Genomic DNA, 21,614 nt, shown 5'->3' with positions numbered 1-21,614 from the left:
ATGACTCGAACACCGCTCAGACAGAAACACGATAGTAGGCTGGTAAGTTGAATCAGCAGGCTGTCTGAGAGGTTTTATTGGACGTTATGAGTCGGCATACAGTTATGAACTGCGAATTTTGGCTGATCTGGAGGAAAAGTGAAAGCGTTAATCAATGTTATAAAGTGCGTAATGAGCACAAGATTTTTTTTCTTAACTGTGGGAAAATGATTTAACGCACTAATTGTGTGCCTTTACCTTACTATACTTGAAGTATGACGAGTATAAAGATTAACCGGCTGAGGAGTTTTTATGGATACCAATCTGAAAATGTCGCTGATTACGACTGTTGGTGCGCTGGCAATGATTATTGTTTTTAGCTTCGTGGCGGTAATGAATTAATTAAACCGCTTGCCGGTATGAAGCCATTAGTAGGGCGGTTAACCCGCCCTTAATTATTTCTACTGATAATAACCACGTGTGTATCTTTCTGTTTGCGCGGTATCAGGCTAAATTTTTCTCAACGAAAGACCAATTCACTAAAGCCCAGAAGTTCTCCAGATATTTTGGTCGCGCATTACGATAATCAATATAGTAAGCGTGCTCCCATACATCCACCGTCAGCAGTGGTTTATCCGCAGTCGTCAGCGGTGTTGCCGCATTTGAGGTACTGACAATCGCCAGTGTGCCATCCGCTTTTTTGACCAGCCACGTCCAGCCTGCGCCAAAGTTTTTCACTGCCGCATCAGTAAATTGTGCTTTAAATTCAGCGAAAGAACCAAAGGATTGATTAATGGCATCGGCAACTTTGCCAGTAGGTTCGCCGCCACCATTTGGTGATAAACAGTGCCAGTAAAAGGTGTGGTTCCAGACTTGGGCTGCATTATTAAAGACACCGCCACTGGAGGTTTTAATAATCTCTTCCAAGGATTTACCCGCAAACTCAGTATCCTTAATCAGATTATTGAGGTTGACCACATAAGTGTTGTGGTGCTTGCCGTAATGGTACTCCAGCGTTTCTGCAGAAATGTGCGGTTCCAGTGCATTTTGTGCATAAGGTAATGCCGGTAATTCAAAAGACATCGCTCTCTCCTTTCGGGGTTGCTCAGGGTGTTTGCTCCTCAAATCCGATCTTTCGCAGTCGCTAAGATAGGGTGAGGGGCGGTTAAAATCGTAATTGTTGTATTTTTGTTGTGGGTATTAATCTTAACAACTTTCAACAGAAATGACAGAGATAACCATATCGTTTGATGGGGTATTGCGTAAAAACCATGCACTGATGTTATTCGATTAAGGGGAGTGATGATTGGGTTATTGGCACCCGATAGCGTTACCGGGTTCGATATTAGTGAATGGTTTTTATTAGCGAATAGATTCTGATTAGCGAATAGTTTTGGGTGTTACGACGCGGCGAGCGCCAACATAATGATCTTGCCAGTAGTCATTATCTAGCATGCTAATACGAATGTCTTCACCCGTACGCGGCGACTGAATAAATTTGCCGTTGCCTAAATAAACACCGACATGATCAGCAACACCACGATTAGCTATATTAAAGAAGACTAAATCCCCACTTTCTAATTCAGCGCGCTTAACCGGCGCAGCATCGCGTAAATGATACATTTCATTCGCTGTACGCGGCATTTTTATTCTGATGACATCTTTATAGGCGTAATAAATAAGCCCGCTGCAATCAAAACCTGTATTAGGGGAGGTACCGCCCCAGCGATAAGGTTTACCGACTTGCTTCATCAGTTTACTCATCGCAGTCTGTTTGGCGTGCTGGTAGCGTTTTTTATGTGCAGGGCTGAGCTTTATCTTATTATTTGCCGCTAATTCGGCATCCGCTTTACCTTGGGCTTTATTTCGGTGGCGGCCATAAGCGACTTTCTCTGTTTTACTCACCGCCGCTTTTTTATTGGCTGCGGTTTTAATCTGTGGTTTTTTAGTTGCGATTGTTTTACTCGGAATTGTTTTACTGCTGCTTGATTTTTTTCCTGTAGTTTTAGTGACTTCCGGTGTTTTCTTCTTAATGGCTTTGCTGGCAGTAGCCGCTGTTTTCTTTTTATCGTTATTGGCGATTGTTTTATTTGTGACATTTTTACTGGCGGTTTTATTGCTGGTCACTTTGGCTTTTTTAGTTGTTTTATCGGCTTTACGTTTTTTACGGTCATCAGAGTTGGCCTGACTGATTTGGCCTTTCTTTTGCTCAGCCGAGACGTGAGCCTGCGGCGAAGCATGCGCAAGGTTTAGAAATAGCTGGGTAAACAGCAGCACAAACAGCGTAAGAATTAAACGCATAATAACGCTACCAACCTTGGCCCTGAAATGAATACGAAGAGTCACAGTATTGCTGAAACTCAGGATATAAAAAAGCAGAGAGCGACAGGATTTGAATCGATATTGTGAGAAAACATTAATGGCGTCGCAATCGTCGCTTTTTCACCCGGTAAATGGCCTTAAATCAACCATATGTCAACGGGTTAGCTGCCCGGTACTTCTGGTATCCCACGATGAAGATAATAATGAAGTCATGGGATCAAAAATGTTATTCTGAATGCACATATTTGTAGCTGACAATATAACCATTTGCTGACAGAGTAAAGCCCCTGCAAAAGATGGCGTTTTATTCCAGTAGTGACAGTCGCTACAATAGACAGGACGCAATAATAAAATAGCCCTAATGGTTAGGTTCTAAGTATTGTAGCCACGAAATGGCTTGAGGAAGCAAGAAATGACGACGATTGATAAAATTCAGCGCCAGATAGCAGAAAACCCAATCCTGCTTTACATGAAAGGCTCGCCTAAGCTGCCAAACTGCGGTTTCTCGGCTCAGGCGGTACAGGCGCTATCCGCGTGTGGCGAACGTTTTGCTTATGTTGATATTTTGCAAAATCCTGACATCCGTGCTGAGTTGCCAAAATATGCTAACTGGCCAACCTTCCCACAACTTTGGGTTGACGGCGAATTGGTCGGCGGTTGTGACATCCTGATGGAAATGTATCAGCGTGGCGAACTGCAACAACTGCTGAAAGAAACGGCAGATAAATACCGTACTGAAGAAGAAAAACCCGCAGCAGAGTAATATGCTGGCAGGTCAGTATAAAAAACAAAAGGTGGCTTGCTGGCCACCTTTTTTAATGGGTCAATGTCTATTTTTTGCTGGAACCCTATTGCTCGGATTCGCCCGCAGGTACCGGCCAGCCACCGAGTTTCTTCCAACGATTGACTAACTCACAGAATAATTTTGCCGTTTGCATTGTATCGTACAAAGCAGAGTGTGCCTGGCTGCTATCAAACGGAATACCTGCCGTCAGGCAAGCTTTTGCCAATACGGTTTGCCCCAGAACCAACCCACTGAGCGCTGCGGTATCGAAGGTGGCAAAGGGGTGGAACGGGTTGCGCTTCAAGCTAGCGCGTTCAGCCGCCGCCATCACAAAGCTGTGATCAAAGTGGGCATTATGCGCGACGATAATGGCGCGGTTGCAGCCTTTATCTTTCAATCCCTTACGAACGGCTTTGAAAATGGCGTGTAAAGCATCATGTTCACTGACCGCACCCCGTAATGGATTGGTGGGGTCTATCCCATTAAATGCCAGCGCTTCCGGTTGCAAATTGGCACCCTCGAACGGCTCTACATGAAAATGGAGCGTTTCATCAGGCAACAGCCAGCCATCCTTGTTCATTTGCAAGGTGACGGCGGCAATTTCGAGTAATGCGTCGGTTTGAGCATTAAAACCGGCGGTTTCCACATCAATTACTACGGGGTAATACCCACGAAAACGGCCACTCAGGGCGTTAAGGTCACTTTTATCTGCCATCAGTTTCTTATCTTCAACGAATTCAGCACGCATTATGTCAAATTTTGGCGTGGGATGCAGGGGGATATCGCGATGAGAAAAAAGGCACCTTGTTGGTGCCCTCTGGTTAATCAGTTTCCGAGGCCGTGTCCAGCACTCTTATTCTCGATTAACTCGATTTTGTAACCGTCGGGATCTTCGACAAAAGCAATAATTGTATTACCGCCTTTTACCGGGCCAGCTTCGCGGGTCACTTTGCCCCCAGCATGACGAATTTGGTCGCAGGTGGCGGCAACATCATCCACACCCAGTGCCAGGTGACCAAATGCAGTCCCCATTTCGTAGCTATCTACACCCCAGTTATAAGTCAGCTCAATGACTGAGCCTTCACTCTCATCGCTATAGCCGACGAATGCCAGTGAGTATTTATACTCGGTATTTTCGCTAGTACGCAGCAAACGCATTCCTAATACCTTGGTGTAGAAATCGATGGAACGTTGTAAGTCACCAACGCGGATCATGGTATGGAGTAAGCGCTTCATAATACCTCTTTATTATCAATAATTTAAAATTGAAAATTTATTGCAAATCAAAGCTAATTTATAATCATATAGTAATATCATTGCACTCACTACCCTATGACGGTCAGTTTATGTGGTGCAAATAAGAACGGCCAGGCATAGCCTGACCGTTATGAAACCAATAGATTGATAGATTACAAGGTCGGGTAGTCGGTATAGCCCTTAGCACCGCCGCCGTAGAAAGTTTCGCCGTCAGGTTCATTCAGTGGCGCATTTTGTTGCAACCGCTCAACCAGATCCGGGTTGGAAATATAGCTACGGCCAAAAGCGACGGCATCAATAAATCCTTTCTCAATCAGGTTTTCAGCTTTTTCTGCAGTATAAGCACCGGCACCGACAATCACACCTTTGAAGCGGGCGCGCACAGCATCGCGGAATGCATCCGAATAAGGCTTGCCACCCGCCCAATCTGGCTCAGAAATGTGCAGAAACGCGATATTGCGTTTGTTTAATTCTTCAACCAGATACAGCGCCGCTTCTTCCTGATCTTCACCATTATCCAGACCATTGAACGGCCCCAGCGGTGAAATACGGATACCAATATGTTCAGCACCCCATTCAGCCGCAGTGGCATCAACCACTTCCAACGTCAGGCGAGTACGGTTTTCAATGCTACCACCGTATTGGTCGGTACGCTGGTTTGATGCCGGAGACATAAATTGATGCAATAAATAGCCGTGTGCCGCATGCAATTCGATATAGTCAAACCCAGCTTCACGAGCATTGGCTGTCGCCTGGCGGAAATCATTAATGATGCCTGGAATCTCTTCCGTTTCCAACGCGCGCGGGGTAGAGCAGGGAACACGAACCCAAGCCCCGGATTCATCACGGATCGTCGTGCGAGTGTCTGCAGCAATTGCTGAGGGCGCAACAGGGGCTTGTTGGCCCGGCTGTAAACTGCTGTGCGAAATACGACCGACATGCCATAACTGTACGGCAATATGTCCGCCGTCATCATGAACGGCTTGAGTGATTTTTTTCCATGCGTTTAACTGTTCTTGCGTGTGTAACCCCGGAGCCCCGGCATAACCTTTCGCCTGGAAAGAAATCTGTGTTGCTTCAGTGATAATCAAACCCGCACTGGCGCGTTGGCGATAATACTCAGCCATCAATGGTGTTGGAATATCACCTGGCTCAATACTGCGCAAGCGCGTCAGCGGGGCCATAAATACACGGTTCGGCAAAGTGAGCGCGCCAACTTTCAAAGGGGAGAACAGTTTAGCAGTCTTCATGGTGCGTCCTATATTAATAGACCAGTCGACTAGTGACTGGGTAAATCCTGAAAATAAAAAATAGTAAACTCAGGATCATTGGATTATTGGGCTGGTTGTAAAATCAGTTCGATACTTTCTAGCGCACAGGTCAGCGGCGTAACGGAGCGTTTCACCTTGGCTCGCAGTGACGCGCCGAGCCATAAGGCATAGAGCGTTTCTGCGGTCGCAGCAGGGGACAGCATGATACGCAAAGAGCCTTCTTCAACACCGGCTTCGATAGCATCTTGCAATCGACCAATGACGCGAGCGGTGCCAATATCTAGCGCGTGGCGCATAGGTTCGGATAAATCACTCACTTCGGCTGATAGTTTAACCGCCAGACAAGCATTGTGACATTCACTGCCACAATAGTTAGCAATAGATTGAGCGAAATAGTGCAGCAAATGGTGACGTTTATCACCTTGTGAACCCGTCAATAGGTTTTCCATTGCAGCATCATAGCGATCAAAATAGCGCTGTAGCATCGCCTCACCAAATACTTCCTTCGAGCGGAAATAGTGATAAAACGACCCTTTCGGGATACCCGCAGTGGTGAGCAACTGACTGAGACCCATACCATTAAAGCCGAGGCGTAGGCTGAGGCTCTCACCGGTTGCTAACAGATGTTCACGGGTGTCTACATGTGCGTGCTGTATTTTGTTCATGCTTAAAAGATTAATAGACCGATTGGTCTAGGTCAAGAAAAAAATGCCAGCAGAGGAGAAACTGGCACTAAGTTTGGCTATTTATTGGGGCATTTTACCGATTAATCTTAACTCCGGCATTTCTGTAGTAAATCCATTCCAGGCTGATACTCAGTAGTTTGAATATTCATCATCCCCAGGAGGGTGTGGAAGAGATTGTCTTGTGAAACTTCATCGTGTTGGGCGCTATCTGATAAACACTGGCGATTAATGCCATAGTTTTTTGTATATTCAGGAGATAACCACATCAATAAAGGTATGTGTGTTTGCTGGCTGGGGGCGAACATATAGGGCGTTCCGTGTAAATACAGGCCATTCTCACCCAATGACTCGCCGTGGTCAGAGAGATAGACCAGCGCGGTGTTAAATTTATCATGATGTTGTTGCAGCAATTTAACGGTGCTGTCTAGCATCGCATCAGTATAAAGAATGGAATTGTCGTAGGTATTCACCAACTCCTGGGAGGTACAATCCTGAATTTGGTTGCTATCACAGGTTGGCGAAAACTGACGGATCTCGGGTGTTGAGCGGCGGTAATAGGCTGGGCCATGACTGCCCATTTGGTGCAGTACAATCACGCTATCGCCTTGTATTCCATTGATATAATTATCTAACTTGTAGAGCAATGCGTTATCCAAACAGACACCATTCTCACAATCGGTAGTGAGTTGTAACTGGGTGACGTCTTGATGGGGAATGCGGTCGCAAGCACCTTTACAGCCGCCGTCATTTTCGCGCCACAACAAATTTAACCCGGCGCGAGCCAGAATATCCATCAAGCCCTGCTGGTGGCTGGCCAGTGTGGCATCATAATTTTTACGTGACATATTGGAGAACATGCAGGGTACCGAAACCGCAGTTTCAGTCCCGCATGACGATGCGTTTTTGAAATAGATAACACCTTGTTTTTGCAAGCGTGGATTAGTTTCTCGGCCATAGCCGCCCAAGGAAAAACTCTCTGCTCTGGCAGTTTCACCCACCACTAAAATGACCAAGGTTTTCTTTTGTTGCCCGCTAATTAAAGGGCCTTTATGGGCATCTTCGCCTATTGTCACTAGCGCCATATTACTGGCGAAATACTTATGTTTGGCGAACTGGACACTACCGCTGACAAAATTACTCGGTGTGAGCATCTTAACGATGCTTTTATTATTACGGATAAGCGAGGCGTAATCTTTATAAAACAGTGTTGCGACAAGCATGATAATGACGGTTGATAGCAGGATATTGGCAGCTCGCAGCCCCAGCATATACCACCAAGGGCGCGTTGCGTTGATGCGCACCAAGCAGACAAGAGTGGCGGGGAAGATACCTAACATTAGCAGCCACAAAGCCATGCGCGGTGTGAAAAGGGCGGTAGCTTCTTGCGCATTGGTTTCAAAAGCATTTTGCAGCATATTGGCGTCGATAACGGCACCATAACTGAACATAAAATAGTTGCTGACGGCCCCTCCGAGCAGAAACAGAATAATAATGGGCTTGCGTAACACGGGTACGGCCAACAGGCTGAAAATAACATTAAGAGCGCAGAAAATGACCACCGGTATAGTGGCGGCAAAGACATAACTGTCACTGCTGTCAAAGTGAATGAGCGACCAAGCTTTATCAATAAACAGCGCATTCTGGAAGAGAGTAAAAAACAGAGCATTGGCTAAAATAAAAACCAAATCGTTACACTGTAACTTATATCGAGCATTCATTGTGAAAATAAGACCCTACAGTTTACTAATTGACAGAATGCTACTGAATAAAACTTAAGATAACCTTAGTCATCAGGGTGCCTTGTGAGGAATGATGAATAATAAGACTTGTCACCCGCCGTGAAGCAGTCTTCAATTAAAGTATACCTTTTGTACTTGGGGCCGCAGGGGTGTTAGCTGCAACCTCAAGTTCTTCAGGTATGTCAGCAGCAGGAGGCGATTTGGCTCAGCAACTTGAGTTTTTTGACATCCCCAGCCCGTGCCGCGGTATCTGCCAAACAGATGACCGTGGCTTTTGTCGTGGGTGTATGCGTAGCCGGGATGAGCGCTTTCATTGGATAAAAATGAGTGACCCGCAAAAGCGAGATGTCCTGCGGTTGTGTCGTCAACGGCTGTTGCGTTTGCAGCGGGCTAACAAACAACAGGATGATCCCTTACCAGAACAACCTTCATTATTCTGATGCGCCATTATTTTGCCTTAGTGTTTAGCGATTATGGCGGTTTCGTTGATCAGCCCCAATTCATTGCCCAGGGAGGATTTAACCTTTCTGCGGGTTGTGTATGCTTATGGGCAGATAAATAAATGAGGTAGCTAATAATGGATACACGTAGTCAACTGGCTCCGATCGGGCCTGAATTTTCTCGCATGATTTGCGGTTATTGGCGGCTGATGGAATGGGACATGACTCCGGCGCAATTGTTGACTTTTATCGAGCAACATATTGAGTTGGGTATCACAACTGCGGATCATGCTGATATTTACGGCGGTTATCAATGCGAACAGGCATTCGGGCAAGCATTACGTCTTAAACCCTCCCTACGCAGCCAACTGGAGTTAGTCAGTAAATGTGGCATTGCCACCACAGCTAAGCCAGAGCATGCCTTGGGACATTATATTACTGACCGCTCTCATATCATTGAAAGTGCAGAACAATCTTTGACGCATCTGCATACAGACTACCTTGATTTGTTGCTAATTCATCGCCCAGATCCATTGATGGATGCAGACGAAGTGGCTGAGGCATTCACTCAGTTACACCAAAGCGGCAAAGTAAAACATTTTGGCGTTTCAAACTTTTCGCCTGCGCAATTCAGTTTACTGCAATCACGGCTGCCATTCTCATTGGTCACGAATCAGGTAGAGATTTCACCGCTGCATCAGCCCGCGATTGTGGATGGGACACTTGATGCTTGCCAACAGTTGCGTATTAAGCCCATGGCATGGTCTTGTTTGGGCGGTGGCCGCCTGTTTAGTGACCCTGAGTTCCAAACATTGCGTAATGAATTACAGACAGTAGCGGACGAAATCGGCGCTGAAAGTATTGAACAAGTGGTTTATGCCTGGGTGCTACGTTTGCCTTCGGCGCCATTACCAATTATTGGTTCTAGTAAGATAGCGCGGGTGAAATCCGCATGGGCGTCACTCTCTCTCACAATGACGCGCCAGCAATGGTTCCGTATTCGCCGTGCTGCGCTGGGCTATGACGTGCCTTAAGTGAGTTCTCTGCGCCAGCCAGCTTCAGGCTGGCGCAACTTTATCTTTCTCATCAGCACTATTTTCCTCGCCAGCACTATTTTCCTCACCCGGCACTGCCAACTGAAGTTGAGTCAGCGAGCAATACAATCGCCAGATAAGTCCGGCCAACTCTCGGCCAGAGGCATCCGGATATTGTCCTAGAATTGCACTCATGCGCTGTAATTCCTGCAACGTGGCTTGCAGTGAACTGGGCTGAACACCTTTTTCGGTCATGCAGCCTTTCAGACAGTGAATACACACATCCCGCACCGCGGATAAAGGGGCTGAAGTGGTTTGCCAATCACGCAACTGCCACACCACATGGCTGCAATTGAGCAGCACCATGCCCCAGCGGAGCAGCCACAAGCGCGCCGGTTGATCTTTGCTGAGATTGAGTTGATTAATGCGGTGATATATCAGTGACTCAAACTGACTCTGGCTTTGTTGCGGATGGCTGCTGAGCTGGTCGATAAAATCACGCCGTAACATACGAATAATTCGCCGACTTTTGCGTTTATCGGAGCTAGGGCGCAGTAGCTGAAATGCAACGCCCGCCAACATGACGCCCACTAGCTTGCCGAGGTTATCATTTAGAAAGTCTTGGTAATCATAGCTGGGCGGGTTGGTCACACTCAGAAACGACCCCATAAAAACAATCAATTGCCCCCACAGGGCGGTATAAGCCGGATGCTGAAGTTTCATCATTTGCATGGTGATTAGAATCGGGAATAACAGCACGGCAAATTGCCAAAAATCATCAAGTTGCACTATCACGCCAAACTTCAGAATAAAGCAGCTAATAGAGAGCAAAACAATGGCTTTCAGTAGCGTGGCAATACTTTCTGTCGGTGAGGGAGTGGCGGAGTAGAGCACGCAACTCACCGCCGCCAATGCCAGCGCGGCACTGCCTGAACTCCACTGAGTATGTATCCAGAATGCACAGCCGATAACAATGCAAACAAAGGTTCTCAGACCATTATAAGCGGCCTCATAAGTATCAGTATGGCGCGCCAATGAGGTCACTGGCGGCGGTAACACCATGCCGATTTCAGGTTCTTTATCCAGTTGCGCCAGCCAGCGATTCACCTGCAAATAAAGCCAACAAAAATGCCGCAATCTTAACCAAAAAGCCCGATGGCGATAATCAAACTCATCATGAGGCGCAATTTGTTGCAGGATCTTGGCTATCTGGTATTTATCACAGCCCGGTTGCTGCAAGGCCGCTAGCAATTGCGCGAGCACCGCTGGCAGATTCTCTGGCGGCGATGGCCAGTTAACTAGCATGCGGCGCAAACTGGTAATCACGCTGGTGATGCGTAGCTGGCGATGCAGAATAAAATTCAATACATTATTTTGCCGCCGTAAGCGGTAATGGCTCCAAAAAGCCTGAATACGCAGCAGATTCATGGTGAGGATCTGCCCAATGACTCCCTCATGTGAAGTGCGAATTTGTGGCGTTTGTTCGGTTTGCCACAATAATTCCGCGTGTTCCAGCAAGCGCGATTGCATACGGCGCAATGATGTCAGCAGTGCTTCGCCGTCTGAAGTGCTGGGGAGCAGCATCATCATCAGACCGCCGCAGAGAATGCCGGTAATCACCTCACAGACTCGGGCCTGGGCGATATCAAAGATTTGTTGTGTGTCAGTGGTATTGACGGTAGAGAAAGCGATGATCGCGGTGGTGTAGCCGGCTAAAGCAAAAGCATAGGAAACGTTATTTTGATAGTGATTTGAGACAAATGTGCACAGGCCAATCCAGGCGGCAATGACAAAAGTAAACAGCCAGGGGTCATTTAGGCAATGGCCGGCAATTATCAATGATGCCGCAGCACCAATCAGGCTGCCAATAACTCGCCCGATACTCTTGCTGATGACGCCCCCGATGGTCGGGAAACTGACCACCGCTGCGGAGGTCATCGCCCAGTATGGCTCATCTAAATTCAGCGTAAACGCAATCCATAGGGATAAACACATAGCCAGCGAATTACGCAGTGCGTAACGCCACTGACCCGCATTAGCCTTGCCCCAAGGCGTTTGTTGCCATGAGGGGAGAGTGAGGCGCATGGTTTAATCCACCAGCGAAATGGTGCAGGTGGTGCCAGCAATCAATGTGACATCAGCCGGGACATCCAACAATTTAATCCTCACCGGAACTCGCTGTGCCAGACGCACCCAGGGCACATTCGGTTTCACATCCACTAATAAATTACCGCCAGTATCGACACTTTGGTCATAAATGGCGCGCCCAATACTTTCCACTACTCCCTGTAAAGGAATGTTTCCATTATACAAAACAATATTAGCTTTATTACCTTCTCTAATGTGTCTGAGCTTAGTTTCTTCGAAATAGCCCATCACATAGAATGAATCAGTATCGATTAGCGCGACTAATGGCGTACCGGTAGTGGCATAGTCACCTACGCGGGTTTGCAAGTTGGTGATGTACCCGTTGGTTGGGGCATAAATGTTAGTTTTGCTAAGGTTCCACTTCGCTTGCTCGAGGCTTGCCAACGCGCCTTGATAGGCTGCTTTCATGCTGTCCGCTGTTAGGTTGGCGATATCAAGGTCTTCACCTGAAATGATGTTTTTGGGTAAGTTTCGGCGACGTTCGGCCTCATGATTGGCTTTAGCTAATTCAGCCTGAGCACGCACTACGGCCGCTTGAGCATTATCCAGAGCCAATTGGTAGGGTTGTGGGTCAATCACAAATAATAAGCTACCCGAGCTTACCAACTGGTTATCATGAACTAATATTTTAACCAATCGACCAGAGACTTCTGGTGTGATACTGACTAATTCTGCCCGGACTTTACCATCGCGAGTCCAGGGTGATTGCATATAATAATTCCACATCCACCAACCGGCACAGAGTGCGAGGGCGAACACGATGACTGAAGAGAAATATTTAAGTGACGGATGAGTCATATCAATTTACCAACTGGCTAATATCCATAAAGAAACGCTGACCGCAATGACAAAAATGGACAGATCCATTAATATTGGATGCCAGATGTCACCAGAGTAGATCCAATTCCGCAGCACATGATGGATCAATAGCCATAGCACCAAACCTAGTATAACTGCCTTGAATATTGGCGGGAAATAGATAGACGCACCTAATACCAAATCTGATAGGGGTGCCTTTGCGGATAATATTGATACATACATAAGGTTAATCCTTAAGTGGTAATTTAAGTAAATTCATAAATATTTTTAAAGGATTTTCCGTATTTATTGCTATTGTCCTAGCATCGACGGTATATATACATTTGTGTTTTTAATGTTAATTACTCAAAATAGACTGGACTCTGGTAGTTATGCTAGCACGCTAAATAAAAGGAGGGGCAATTGGAATCGACATTAGGATCTGATTTAGCACGATTAGTTCGCGTTTGGCGCGCGCTGATCGACCATCGGTTAAAGCCGTTGGAACTGACCCAAACGCATTGGGTTACCTTGCATAACATTAATCGTTTACCACCTGAGCAATCACAGATTCAACTGGCAAAAGCGATTGGTATCGAACAACCATCATTAGTTAGAACCTTAGATCAACTGGAGGAGAAAGGTCTAATTACACGCCATACTTGTGCAAATGATCGGCGTGCAAAGAGGATAAAACTGACGGAACAGTCTTCACCGATAATAGAGCAGGTTGATGGAGTCATATGTTCCACCCGCAAAGAAATTCTTGGGGGGATCTCAGCAGATGAAGTTGAAGTATTATCTGGCTTGATTGATAAGCTTGAGAGAAACATTATTCAATTACAAAGTAAGTAAAATAAAGCTTTACGACTCTATTCACAGCAGAAAGAAAATTTTTAGCCGTAAAAATAAGCCAGAGATCGTTATGATCTCTGGCTTTTATCGATGACATCACGCGTGCGCTGTTATTAATGCACTGTTACTGATGTATTGTCGTATGCGCCATTAATTAGCGCGGGCTAACAGTAACGGTGCTGCCGCTGCTGGCGAGCATAACGCGCTGACCTACGCTAAAGCGTGTTGGGCCTTGTTTCTGAACAACCAGAATGGTTGTGCCATCATCTTTACGCACTTCAAGTTGCACGCCGTCAGTACGGTTCATTGCACCCTGAACACCTTGTCCTGCCATACCACCTGCCACTGCACCCGCCGCCGTCGCCAAGCTACGTCCGGTACCGCCACCAACAGTATTCCCCAGGAAACCACCCAGAACAGCACCACCGATAGCGCCCATAACATTGTTGTCATCGCCACCTTGGATGGTGACCGGACGAACTGAAAGCAATGTGCCGTAAGTCACCGTCTGTACTTGTTTGGCTTGTGATGCACTAAAAACGTCACCAGACAAGGTGCTGTTGTTAGCACAACCGGTTAGAGTTACCGCAGCAATAGCGATGGCGATTAATGGCTTGATCATAAAAACTCCTATTAAAATGCATAACCGTATTACGGTTTAGTCTGTCTGGTATATCCAAATCCAGTCCATTTAAGGCCTAGTATTTGCATAAAGTATGGCTTACCCAAGTATTTATTTCACTACTTAACTTATTTTTGATGGTCGTTTAAGTTTTCGACCACATCAATGGAACCGCAGCTTAGCGGGTAATAGCTCAACCAATATTAAACGGCAGTTTAACTTTCTTAAAGTCAGAAATATCATGCTGTAAACGAAAATGTCAGCATCAATAACTTTTATGTGATTCTTACTGCAAATAGAAAACCTTCTTTAAGACATGCCCCTATGGCGGTATACACTTAAAAAAGTATATCTTTTCATGGTGTTAATTTTATTATTCTGACTAAGCTGGCGCAAAGTCTTGTTGCTATTTTGTCCCTCAACGGGAAATAAGGTCATTGCTATGAAATCAGGCCGTTTTATTGGAGTTATGTCAGGAACCAGTCTGGATGGCGTTGACGTCGTGCTGGCTGCCATTGATGAGCGCATGGTGGCTCAGCAGGCCAGTTATTGCCACCCGATGCCGCTACAGCTGAAGAACGACATTCTTGGCATGTGCCAGGGGCAGTCGACCACACTATCCGCAGTGGGTAAGCTCGATGCCCAATTGGGGATGTTATTTGCCGAAGCCGTGTTGGCGCTATTGGCCAAAGAGGGGTTGACGGGGCAAGATATCACCGCCATTGGCTGTCACGGGCAAACAGTATGGCATGAGCCGCTGGGAGAGCCAGCCTTTACCCTGCAATTAGGTGATAACAACCGCATTGCTGCCATGACAGAAATTGCTACTGTCGGGGATTTTCGTCGCCGGGATATGGCCTATGGCGGGCAGGGCGCACCTCTGGTTCCGGCCTTCCACCATGCATTGTTAGCCCATTCCACTGAGCGGCGGATGGTTTTGAACATTGGCGGCATTGCGAATTTATCTCTGCTATTGCCTGATTCGCCGGTGCGCGGTTTTGATACTGGGCCAGGGAATATGCTGATGGATAGCTGGATTTGGCGCAATCGCTCCTTACCTTATGACAAAGATGCTGCTTGGGCGCAGTCAGGGCGGGTTAATCAGCCACTACTGAAGCTGATGTTCAGTGACCCCTACTTTGCCAAACCCGCGCCGAAAAGCACCGGGCGCGAATATTTCAATGCGGGGTGGTTGGATGAGCAATTGACTAAAGTTCCGGGCATAAAACCTGAGGATATTCAGGCGACATTAGCGGAGCTAACCGCACTGTCTATTGCTGAGCAAGTGCAGTTAGCCGGAGGCTGTGAGCGGTTATTGGTCTGCGGGGGCGGGGCGCGCAACCCATTAGTCATGTCGCGGATGTCAACCTTGCTGCCGGGTACTGAAGTGTGTGTCACCGATGATTTTGGCGTCAGTGGCGATGATATGGAAGCATTGGCCTTCGCTTGGCTGGCATTCCGAACTTTATCCGGTAAATCGGGCAATTTGCCCTCGGTGACCGGCGCCAGTTGTGAGACCATTTTAGGAGCTGTCTATCCTGTATCCTTACGATGACAGTGTTAAGCTGCCCTAGGTTACGCTGGTTTATTCACGCAATAAGGACGGCAAAATGAAATATTTAATGGGCACGACAACCATCTTCGGCGCTGTGGCCGTATTGATGCTGGCGGGGTGCAGTTTGGTAGAACCCACGAAGAGCGAAACCTTGCATTATCAATGTGGCACCACCAAGCTGAAAGTGCTGCAAGACAATAAACAAGATAAAGTCAGCTTTGTTTTAGATGGTGAACAACTGACCTTGCCGCAAGTGCGCGCGGCGTCTGGTGCCAAATACAGTGATGGTCACTATACTTTCTGGTCGAAAGGGAATACGGCTTTTGTTGAGCGTGACGAAAAAGTCATTATCAATGACTGTGTGTGGATAAAATAAATACTTTGATCAAGTAATCAGGCTATTGCTGGCTCAAGGTGATTGTGATTCTGCTGCTGCAAGGGCAGAATAATAATCACTGCTTTCCTGTGCATGATCGAGCTTACATGACTGACAAGAATGAATTTGATGTGGCAGACTCGCGCCGTGAATATATTCGCGGTGGTCTACGCCGTAGCGATTTAACCGAAAATCCATTGGAGTTGTTTGAGCGCTGGCTCAAACAGGCCTGTGATGCACGTTTGCCTGACCCGACGGCCATGTGCGTGGCCACCGTCGATGCGAATGGTCAGCCTTATCAGCGGATTGTGCTGTTGAAGCATTATGACGATCAGGGGTTGGTGTTTTATACCAACTTAGGCAGTCGCAAAGCGCAGCAATTAGCTGAAAATCCGCATATCAGTTTATTATTCCCCTGGCATATGCTCGACCGACAAGTCATTTTCCTTGGTAAAGCAGAGCGCCTTTCCACCCTTGAAGTGTTGAAATACTTCAGTTCCCGTCCGAAAGACAGCCAGATTGGCGCTTGGGTATCCCAGCAATCTTCACGAATTTCTGCCCGAGGGGTGCTGGAAAGTAAATTTCTCGAGCTCAAGCAAAAATTCCAGCAAGGTGATGTACCGCTGCCCAGTTTTTGGGGCGGATTCCGCGTTAAATTCGATTCAGTCGAGTTCTGGCAAGGAGGCGAACACCGGTTGCATGACCGTTTTATCTATCAACGGGATGCAAATGCATGGGAAATTGACCGTTTAGCACCCTGAGAGTGATGAAATCCTAGCGATCGTGCTGCGAGCGCTTTATTCTATACCCATCATACTTCAAGCTGCATGCGCGTTGACTGCTTTCGTTCACCCCAGTCACTTACTTGAGTAAGCTCCTGGGGATTTGCTCAATTGTCGCCTTCCTGCAACTCGAATTATTTAGGGTATAAATCCGCGTTACCTCGTAAAAGACACGTTTTGTGAAAACAATTTTTTTGTGAAAAACAATTTTTGTGAAAAACAATGGAGTCGTTGATGACCAGCAGCAACCTGATTAAACAATTGCAAGAGCGGGGCCTCGTTGCCCAGGTTACGGATGAAGACGCGTTAGCAGAGAGACTGGCGCAAGGGCCAATTTCACTGTATTGCGGGTTTGATCCGACCGCAGACAGCTTGCATTTGGGTCATCTGGTTCCGTTGTTATGCTTAAAGCGCTTCCAACTGGCGGGGCATCGCCCGGTCGCTTTAGTCGGTGGTGCCACCGGTATGATTGGTGACCCAAGCTTCAAAGCCAGCGAACGTAAACTGAATACTGAAGATACGGTGAATGAGTGGGTGGAGAAAATTCGCCGGCAAGTGTCACCATTCCTGGATTTTGAATGTGGTGAAAACAGCGCTATTGCCGCCAACAACTATGATTGGTTTGGTGGCATGAATGTGCTGACTTTCCTGCGTGATATCGGTAAACACTTCTCTGTTAATCAGATGATTAATAAAGAAGCCGTTAAACAGCGCTTGAATCGTGACGATAGCGGTATTTCATTTACTGAGTTTTCCTACAATTTGCTGCAAGCTTATGATTTTGCTTGCCTGAATAAAGCCCACGGTGTGGCGCTGCAAATTGGGGGTTCTGACCAATGGGGTAACATTACCTCAGGTATCGATTTGACTCGCCGCCTTCACCAGCAGCAGGTTTATGGTCTGACCGTCCCATTGATCACCAAAGCAGATGGCACCAAATTCGGTAAAACTGAAGGTGGCGCGGTATGGCTTGATCCGCAGAAAACCAGCCCTTACAAATTCTACCAGTTCTGGATCAATACCGCAGATGCTGACGTTTATCGCTTCCTGAAGTTCTTTACTTTCATGAGCTTGGAAGAGATTAATGCGCTGGAAGAAGAAGATAAAAATAGCGGTAAAGCCCCGCGCGCTCAGTATGTGTTGGCAGAAAATGTCACGGGCATGGTGCATGGCGAAGAGGGGCTGGCGGCGGCTAAACGTATCACCGCAAGTTTGTTCTCCGGTGATTTAAACCAGATGACAGAAGCTGACTTTGCTCAGTTGGCGCAAGATGGCATGCCGACCATTGAACTGACCCGTGATGCTGATTTGCAGCAAGCGTTGGTCAATGCGGAGTTAGTTCCGTCCCGCGGTCAAGCGCGCACCATGATTAACTCTAATGCCGTGGCTATCAATGGTGAGAAACAATCCGATCCGGAATACACGTTCACGGATAGCGATCGTCTATTTGGGCGCTATACCTTATTGCGCCGTGGCAAAAAACATTATTGCCTGATTAGCTGGCTGTAAGAGTAAAAGAAAATAAGGGGCAAGTGTGCTCCTTATTTTTTTGCTGATGGTTTATTCACTTTAGGCCGTACCAATGAAAAATATACTTTCAATTCAGTCTCATGTTGTTTTCGGCCATGCGGGTAATAGTGCGGCTGAGTTTCCTATGCGCCGGATGGGTGTTAATGTCTGGCCGCTGAATACTGTCCAGTTTTCGAATCATACTCAATATGGTCACTGGACGGGATGTGTCATGCCAGCCAGCCATCTGACTGAAATTGTTCAAGGTATTGCCGATATTGATCGGCTGAAAGATTGTGATGCCGTATTGAGTGGTTACATTGGTTCACCGGAACAAGGCGGCCATATCTTGGCGGCCGTTGCGCGCGTCAAGCAGGCCAATCCTAATGCCTGGTATTTTTGTGACCCGGTCATGGGACATCCTGAAAAAGGCTGTATTGTCGCACCGGGTGTGGCAGAGTTTTTCTGCCAAGAGGCATTACCTGCCAGCGACATTATTGCGCCTAATCTGCTCGAACTGGAGCAACTCAGTGGTGCGCGAGTCGAAAATGTCGAACAAGCTGTTAAGGTCGCCCGTGACCTTTGTGTTAAAGGGCCGAAAGTTGTTTTGGTCAAGCATTTGAGCCGCGCCGGTTATAACCTGGACTGTTTTGAAATGTTATTAGTGACCGCTGATGATGCCTGGCACATTAGCCGCCCGCTGGTGGATTTTGGTACACGCCAGCCAGTCGGTGTGGGTGATTTGACGAGCGGATTATTGCTGGTCAATTTGCTCAAAGGCGAACCATTGGATAAAGCGCTTGAGCATGTGACTGCCGCAGTCTATGAAGTGATGCTGAAAACTCAGGAGATGGGTGAGTATGAACTTCAGGTGGTTGCGGCGCAGGATGCGATTGTTAATCCTGGCTGCCAATTCACGGCGACGAAATTATAATCTGTTGCTAAAGTGCCCCTTAATCAGGGGCACTTTAATCCCGCTAATGACTTATTTCTTTATATCTTTTCTGCTGCCAAGGCTTCTTTTACTGCCGGGCGGCCAGCTACCCGCGCCATATATTTGTCTAAATGGCTGCGCTGCTTAATATCAAGCTTCAGTGCATTCGCCCACCGGGTGACCGTAAATAGATAGGCGTCGGCTACACTGAATTTTGAGCCTAACAGATAATCATGTTTTGCTAATTCGCTATCGACGTAGCTGAATTGTTTATCCAGCCGCTCACGGGCAATCGCTTTATATTCATCGGGTGTTTTCGGGTTAAACAGTGGGCTGAAGCCTTTATGTAATTCAGTCGCCACGAAATTTAACCACTCAATGGCGTGATAGCGAGAAAGGGTGCCTGATGGTGCAATTAGCTGACGATCGGGCACAATGTCTGCCAGATATTGCACGATAGCCACACCTTCGGTGAGTAGGCTTCCGTCATCCAGTAACAGAGCAGGAACTTGTCCTTTTGGATTGATGCGCAAATAGTCTTCACCCGTTTCAGTTTTTTTAGTCGCCAGATCGACGCTTTCAATACTGAAATCTAGCCCCGCTTCACGTAATACAATATGGGGGGACAAAGAACAGGCACCGGGTTTATAGAACAATTTCATCACAGACTCCTTAATAGCGAACTGAAAGATAAAAGCTTCTATTAATCCTAAGGCAGGGAGGTAAAAAATGCAGCTAGTACAATGTAATATAATTATGCGGGAAGTAAGAAATTGACCTACAGCAGTGAATTTCCGCCACTGTAGGCCATCCATGACAGTTATTTTCTGTCAGTGGACGAGTTGTTACCGTGGTGGACGTGTGCTGATAGAGGCTGACCAGCTAAAGGTGGTGGTGCTTGGTGCTGTTTTTTTGGTTTTTCTTTCTACGCGGGTTAACTTGGCGATTTGTTCTCGGGCGTTCATGATTTTTTCTATTGCTTCGTCTTTGACTTTATTTTGTTCTGAATTGGTTAATGCCCTTCCTAAATTTATCCTGGCTTTATCGAGTTGCGTTTTGACATCGCGTTGCTCACTTTCGGTCATTTCTTTTAATGTCAGCTTTTTCATTTTTTTTTGCCTTGTTTGCATCAGTCACACACAGTGTACAACCTTATTCTGTGCGGGGATGTAAGAGATTGCGATCCAGGCGACATTAATCACCATAAAAGCCTGTTAGCGACTTTAAAAAAAACTATTTAAGGGCTGTTCACTGAGACATTGCCTGAAGAGCGATGCGTTGCCACCAGTGACAGTGTCACAGAATTCAGTTGTTACTGTCATCAGTCATTACCGTTATCAATGATTACAGCAGGCGCGAACCATAACCCCACAATAAGACAGTGAGGCCCAGAAGTAACTCTAACACCAGCACCCCGATGGCAAAGGTCGAGCCGGAGAAAATAAAACCTTCTTGCCGGTCAATGTTCAGGAAAGTGGGGATCCCCAGATACATCAGATAACCGGCATAACAAAGTGCAATCACCCCGACCAATAAGCACAACCAGATGATTGGGTAGAGGGCAACTACACCCGCCAAAAACATCGGTGTGGCGGCATATCCAGCGAACAGAGTACAATTTTGCCAACTCGGTCGGCTTTCATAACGGCGGGCCATCCAGTAAATGACCCGGCCCATCAGTGCCACGGCGGCCAGAATCAGCACATAGAAAATCACAGCAGAATAGAGCGCGGTTAGCGGGGTTAGTTTTATGCTCTGGCCGTCACCAAAGCTCCAACCGACTTGCGTGGTGCCGATAAATGCGCAAATCACCGGGATAGCCGCCATCAGGAGAATGTGATGAGCATACATGTGGCGTACGCTTTCGCCCTCACGTTTGATTTGCTGTAATTCCTGACCGGGATGGGTCATAAGTCCCCAAACATGGTTGATCATAAATCACCTCATTATCACCGACTACAGTAAGCTTCTCGGGGTTAATGCACCTCGAACACTTTAAAGTGTAGTTTATTTTTTGTACAAAAGAGGGGCGTTATTCACATTGGCTGTGGTGATAATGGAGATATCAATTGAGTAAATGTTTAAGATTAAACCGTGACATTAATTAATGCGTTAATTACCGGAGCCGCTATGAGTATTCAGGGAAATGATAATCGAATCGATAATATAGAGTTTGCTGTCAGTGATATTGCCCGTTCGAAAGACTTCTACGGGGCGGTTTTTCAGTGGCGGTTTACGGATTACGGGCCGAGCTATTGTGAATTTACTGATGGTCGATTGACCGGGGGTTTTACTTTGGGCGAGGTTAAGCCCAATGGTGGGCCACTTGTCATTCTCTATGCTGATGATTTAGCACAGACGCAAAAACGTCTGGAACAGGCGGGTGCCAAGATTGTTATTCCGGTATTTGCTTTCCCCGGTGGGCGGCGTTTCCACTTTACCGATCCAGACGGCTATCAGTTGGCGGTATGGTCAAATAACTGACCGCCCGCGGATGTTAAACAAAAAAAACGCTCCCGAAGG

The 21,614-nt window shown here is 46.9% G+C and carries 25 protein-coding genes; 11 read left to right on the top strand and 14 right to left on the bottom strand.

Features of this window, described 5'->3' with window-relative positions:
- Positions 1-291 precede the first annotated feature (291 nt).
- Complete coding sequence (locus OP863_RS10640; RefSeq protein WP_019079325.1) at positions 292-381, top strand: YnhF family membrane protein; 90 nt, start codon at positions 292-294, stop codon at positions 379-381.
- Between the two features lie 102 nt (positions 382-483).
- Here the strand turns inward: OP863_RS10640 and sodB are convergent, their stop codons facing one another.
- Positions 484-1,062, bottom strand: coding sequence for a superoxide dismutase [Fe] (sodB, locus tag OP863_RS10635; protein WP_038632652.1), 579 nt, complete (start codon positions 1,060-1,062; stop codon positions 484-486).
- Positions 1,063-1,359: 297 nt separating this feature from the next.
- Positions 1,360-2,280: a C40 family peptidase gene (locus tag OP863_RS10630; protein WP_265525239.1), complete on the bottom strand. Its 921-nt coding sequence runs from the start codon at positions 2,278-2,280 to the stop codon at positions 1,360-1,362.
- A 433-nt stretch (positions 2,281-2,713) separates the two neighbouring features.
- Here OP863_RS10630 and OP863_RS10625 point away from each other — a divergent pair, with 433 nt between their 5' ends.
- On the top strand, positions 2,714-3,064 hold the full coding sequence (locus OP863_RS10625) for a Grx4 family monothiol glutaredoxin (protein ID WP_004390185.1): 351 nt from the start codon (positions 2,714-2,716) through the stop codon (positions 3,062-3,064).
- 85 nt (positions 3,065-3,149) lie between these two features.
- Here OP863_RS10625 and rnt read toward each other — a convergent pair whose 3' ends face one another.
- The 5 genes from rnt to eptA form a co-directional block, all read right to left on the bottom strand.
- Positions 3,150-3,800, bottom strand: a complete 651-nt coding sequence (gene rnt, locus OP863_RS10620) for a ribonuclease T (protein ID WP_072089114.1) — start codon at positions 3,798-3,800, stop codon at positions 3,150-3,152.
- A 110-nt stretch (positions 3,801-3,910) separates the two neighbouring features.
- The gene (gloA, locus tag OP863_RS10615) at positions 3,911-4,321 is read right to left on the bottom strand and encodes a lactoylglutathione lyase (protein ID WP_004390187.1); all 411 of its coding nucleotides are present in this window, start codon (positions 4,319-4,321) and stop codon (positions 3,911-3,913) included.
- Positions 4,322-4,494: 173 nt separating this feature from the next.
- On the bottom strand, positions 4,495-5,592 hold the full coding sequence (locus OP863_RS10610) for an alkene reductase (RefSeq protein WP_145540595.1): 1,098 nt from the start codon (positions 5,590-5,592) through the stop codon (positions 4,495-4,497).
- Positions 5,593-5,675: 83 nt separating this feature from the next.
- On the bottom strand, positions 5,676-6,278 hold the full coding sequence (locus OP863_RS10605; protein WP_145588929.1) for a TetR/AcrR family transcriptional regulator: 603 nt from the start codon (positions 6,276-6,278) through the stop codon (positions 5,676-5,678).
- Between the two features lie 107 nt (positions 6,279-6,385).
- Positions 6,386-8,017, bottom strand: a complete 1,632-nt coding sequence (gene eptA, locus OP863_RS10600) for a phosphoethanolamine transferase EptA (RefSeq protein WP_145588930.1) — start codon at positions 8,015-8,017, stop codon at positions 6,386-6,388.
- A gap of 221 nt (positions 8,018-8,238) precedes the next feature.
- Between eptA and OP863_RS10595 the strand changes: the two genes are divergently transcribed.
- Both OP863_RS10595 and OP863_RS10590 read left to right on the top strand, forming a co-directional pair.
- Positions 8,239-8,478: a DUF1289 domain-containing protein gene (locus OP863_RS10595; RefSeq protein ID WP_038639486.1), complete on the top strand. Its 240-nt coding sequence runs from the start codon at positions 8,239-8,241 to the stop codon at positions 8,476-8,478.
- A 137-nt stretch (positions 8,479-8,615) separates the two neighbouring features.
- Positions 8,616-9,512 carry an aldo/keto reductase gene (locus OP863_RS10590; protein ID WP_265525238.1) on the top strand — a complete coding sequence of 299 codons (897 nt, stop codon included), beginning with the start codon at positions 8,616-8,618 and terminating at the stop codon, positions 9,510-9,512.
- A 24-nt stretch (positions 9,513-9,536) separates the two neighbouring features.
- On the opposite strand, the gene OP863_RS10585 is transcribed toward OP863_RS10590, so the two are convergent.
- Genes OP863_RS10585 through OP863_RS10575 form a run of 3 tightly spaced genes read right to left on the bottom strand, consistent with a single transcriptional unit; the run spans position 9,537 to position 12,701 of the window.
- On the bottom strand, positions 9,537-11,597 hold the full coding sequence (locus OP863_RS10585) for an FUSC family protein (protein ID WP_265525237.1): 2,061 nt from the start codon (positions 11,595-11,597) through the stop codon (positions 9,537-9,539).
- A 3-nt stretch (positions 11,598-11,600) separates the two neighbouring features.
- On the bottom strand, positions 11,601-12,458 hold the full coding sequence (locus OP863_RS10580) for an HlyD family secretion protein (protein WP_145588933.1): 858 nt from the start codon (positions 12,456-12,458) through the stop codon (positions 11,601-11,603).
- A gap of 6 nt (positions 12,459-12,464) precedes the next feature.
- The gene (locus tag OP863_RS10575) at positions 12,465-12,701 is read right to left on the bottom strand and encodes a DUF1656 domain-containing protein (RefSeq protein ID WP_032819688.1); all 237 of its coding nucleotides are present in this window, start codon (positions 12,699-12,701) and stop codon (positions 12,465-12,467) included.
- A 180-nt stretch (positions 12,702-12,881) separates the two neighbouring features.
- Between OP863_RS10575 and rovA the strand changes: the two genes are divergently transcribed.
- Positions 12,882-13,313 carry a virulence master transcriptional regulator RovA gene (gene rovA / locus OP863_RS10570; RefSeq protein ID WP_049561969.1) on the top strand — a complete coding sequence of 144 codons (432 nt, stop codon included), beginning with the start codon at positions 12,882-12,884 and terminating at the stop codon, positions 13,311-13,313.
- 154 nt (positions 13,314-13,467) lie between these two features.
- Here rovA and OP863_RS10565 read toward each other — a convergent pair whose 3' ends face one another.
- Positions 13,468-13,935, bottom strand: coding sequence for a glycine zipper 2TM domain-containing protein (locus OP863_RS10565; RefSeq protein WP_038632675.1), 468 nt, complete (start codon positions 13,933-13,935; stop codon positions 13,468-13,470).
- 442 nt (positions 13,936-14,377) lie between these two features.
- Here OP863_RS10565 and anmK point away from each other — a divergent pair, with 442 nt between their 5' ends.
- The 5 genes from anmK (at position 14,378) to pdxY (ending at position 19,091) form a co-directional block, all read left to right on the top strand.
- A complete protein-coding gene (gene anmK, locus OP863_RS10560; protein ID WP_145588934.1) occupies positions 14,378-15,490 on the top strand; it encodes an anhydro-N-acetylmuramic acid kinase in 1,113 nt (370 codons plus the stop codon).
- A gap of 55 nt (positions 15,491-15,545) precedes the next feature.
- Positions 15,546-15,866, top strand: a complete 321-nt coding sequence (locus tag OP863_RS10555; RefSeq protein WP_145588935.1) for an MliC family protein — start codon at positions 15,546-15,548, stop codon at positions 15,864-15,866.
- Positions 15,867-15,973: 107 nt separating this feature from the next.
- Positions 15,974-16,627 (top strand): pyridoxamine 5'-phosphate oxidase, encoded by a 654-nt coding sequence (gene pdxH / locus OP863_RS10550; protein WP_038639489.1) that lies wholly within the window; start codon positions 15,974-15,976, stop codon positions 16,625-16,627.
- A 255-nt stretch (positions 16,628-16,882) separates the two neighbouring features.
- A complete protein-coding gene (tyrS, locus tag OP863_RS10545; RefSeq protein ID WP_038632681.1) occupies positions 16,883-18,157 on the top strand; it encodes a tyrosine--tRNA ligase in 1,275 nt (424 codons plus the stop codon).
- Between the two features lie 73 nt (positions 18,158-18,230).
- A complete protein-coding gene (pdxY, locus tag OP863_RS10540; protein ID WP_038632683.1) occupies positions 18,231-19,091 on the top strand; it encodes a pyridoxal kinase PdxY in 861 nt (286 codons plus the stop codon).
- A 59-nt stretch (positions 19,092-19,150) separates the two neighbouring features.
- On the opposite strand, the gene gstA is transcribed toward pdxY, so the two are convergent.
- From gstA to OP863_RS10525, 3 genes are all read right to left on the bottom strand, one after another.
- Positions 19,151-19,753 carry a glutathione transferase GstA gene (gstA, locus tag OP863_RS10535; RefSeq protein WP_038632685.1) on the bottom strand — a complete coding sequence of 201 codons (603 nt, stop codon included), beginning with the start codon at positions 19,751-19,753 and terminating at the stop codon, positions 19,151-19,153.
- A 183-nt stretch (positions 19,754-19,936) separates the two neighbouring features.
- Positions 19,937-20,200, bottom strand: coding sequence for a DUF3811 domain-containing protein (locus tag OP863_RS10530; protein WP_004706625.1), 264 nt, complete (start codon positions 20,198-20,200; stop codon positions 19,937-19,939).
- Between the two features lie 235 nt (positions 20,201-20,435).
- A complete protein-coding gene (locus tag OP863_RS10525) occupies positions 20,436-21,026 on the bottom strand; it encodes a Yip1 family protein (protein WP_072082674.1) in 591 nt (196 codons plus the stop codon).
- Positions 21,027-21,221: 195 nt separating this feature from the next.
- On the opposite strand from OP863_RS10525, the gene OP863_RS10520 reads away from it, so the two are divergent.
- Entirely contained in the window at positions 21,222-21,575 is a 354-nt protein-coding gene (locus OP863_RS10520; RefSeq protein WP_050291686.1) for a VOC family protein, read from the top strand.
- Positions 21,576-21,614: the final 39 nt, after the last annotated feature.

This window comes from Yersinia sp. SCPM-O-B-9106 (C-191), assembly GCF_026183365.1.
GTDB lineage: Bacteria > Pseudomonadota > Gammaproteobacteria > Enterobacterales > Enterobacteriaceae > Yersinia > Yersinia rochesterensis.
This window is presented reverse-complemented; position numbering and strand designations above follow the sequence as displayed.

Bases quoted from the DNA above. Each gene is read 5' to 3' on its own strand.
- OP863_RS10640 (WP_019079325.1), top strand. From the start codon at position 292: ATGGATACCAATCTGAAAATGTCGCTGATTACGACTGTTGGTGCGCTG.
- sodB (WP_038632652.1), bottom strand. From the start codon at position 1,062: ATGTCTTTTGAATTACCGGCATTACCTTATGCACAAAATGCACTGGAA.
- OP863_RS10630 (WP_265525239.1), bottom strand. From the start codon at position 2,280: ATGCGTTTAATTCTTACGCTGTTTGTGCTGCTGTTTACCCAGCTATTT.
- OP863_RS10625 (WP_004390185.1), top strand. From the start codon at position 2,714: ATGACGACGATTGATAAAATTCAGCGCCAGATAGCAGAAAACCCAATC.
- rnt (WP_072089114.1), bottom strand. From the start codon at position 3,800: ATGGCAGATAAAAGTGACCTTAACGCCCTGAGTGGCCGTTTTCGTGGG.
- gloA (WP_004390187.1), bottom strand. From the start codon at position 4,321: ATGAAGCGCTTACTCCATACCATGATCCGCGTTGGTGACTTACAACGT.
- OP863_RS10610 (WP_145540595.1), bottom strand. From the start codon at position 5,592: ATGAAGACTGCTAAACTGTTCTCCCCTTTGAAAGTTGGCGCGCTCACT.
- OP863_RS10605 (WP_145588929.1), bottom strand. From the start codon at position 6,278: ATGAACAAAATACAGCACGCACATGTAGACACCCGTGAACATCTGTTA.
- eptA (WP_145588930.1), bottom strand. From the start codon at position 8,017: ATGAATGCTCGATATAAGTTACAGTGTAACGATTTGGTTTTTATTTTA.
- OP863_RS10590 (WP_265525238.1), top strand. From the start codon at position 8,616: ATGGATACACGTAGTCAACTGGCTCCGATCGGGCCTGAATTTTCTCGC.
- OP863_RS10585 (WP_265525237.1), bottom strand. From the start codon at position 11,597: ATGCGCCTCACTCTCCCCTCATGGCAACAAACGCCTTGGGGCAAGGCT.
- OP863_RS10580 (WP_145588933.1), bottom strand. From the start codon at position 12,458: ATGACTCATCCGTCACTTAAATATTTCTCTTCAGTCATCGTGTTCGCC.
- OP863_RS10575 (WP_032819688.1), bottom strand. From the start codon at position 12,701: ATGTATGTATCAATATTATCCGCAAAGGCACCCCTATCAGATTTGGTA.
- OP863_RS10565 (WP_038632675.1), bottom strand. From the start codon at position 13,935: ATGATCAAGCCATTAATCGCCATCGCTATTGCTGCGGTAACTCTAACC.
- anmK (WP_145588934.1), top strand. From the start codon at position 14,378: ATGAAATCAGGCCGTTTTATTGGAGTTATGTCAGGAACCAGTCTGGAT.
- OP863_RS10555 (WP_145588935.1), top strand. From the start codon at position 15,546: ATGAAATATTTAATGGGCACGACAACCATCTTCGGCGCTGTGGCCGTA.
- pdxH (WP_038639489.1), top strand. From the start codon at position 15,974: ATGACTGACAAGAATGAATTTGATGTGGCAGACTCGCGCCGTGAATAT.
- tyrS (WP_038632681.1), top strand. From the start codon at position 16,883: ATGACCAGCAGCAACCTGATTAAACAATTGCAAGAGCGGGGCCTCGTT.
- pdxY (WP_038632683.1), top strand. From the start codon at position 18,231: ATGAAAAATATACTTTCAATTCAGTCTCATGTTGTTTTCGGCCATGCG.
- gstA (WP_038632685.1), bottom strand. From the start codon at position 19,753: ATGAAATTGTTCTATAAACCCGGTGCCTGTTCTTTGTCCCCCCATATT.
- OP863_RS10530 (WP_004706625.1), bottom strand. From the start codon at position 20,200: ATGAAAAAGCTGACATTAAAAGAAATGACCGAAAGTGAGCAACGCGAT.
- OP863_RS10525 (WP_072082674.1), bottom strand. From the start codon at position 21,026: ATGATCAACCATGTTTGGGGACTTATGACCCATCCCGGTCAGGAATTA.
- OP863_RS10520 (WP_050291686.1), top strand. From the start codon at position 21,222: ATGAGTATTCAGGGAAATGATAATCGAATCGATAATATAGAGTTTGCT.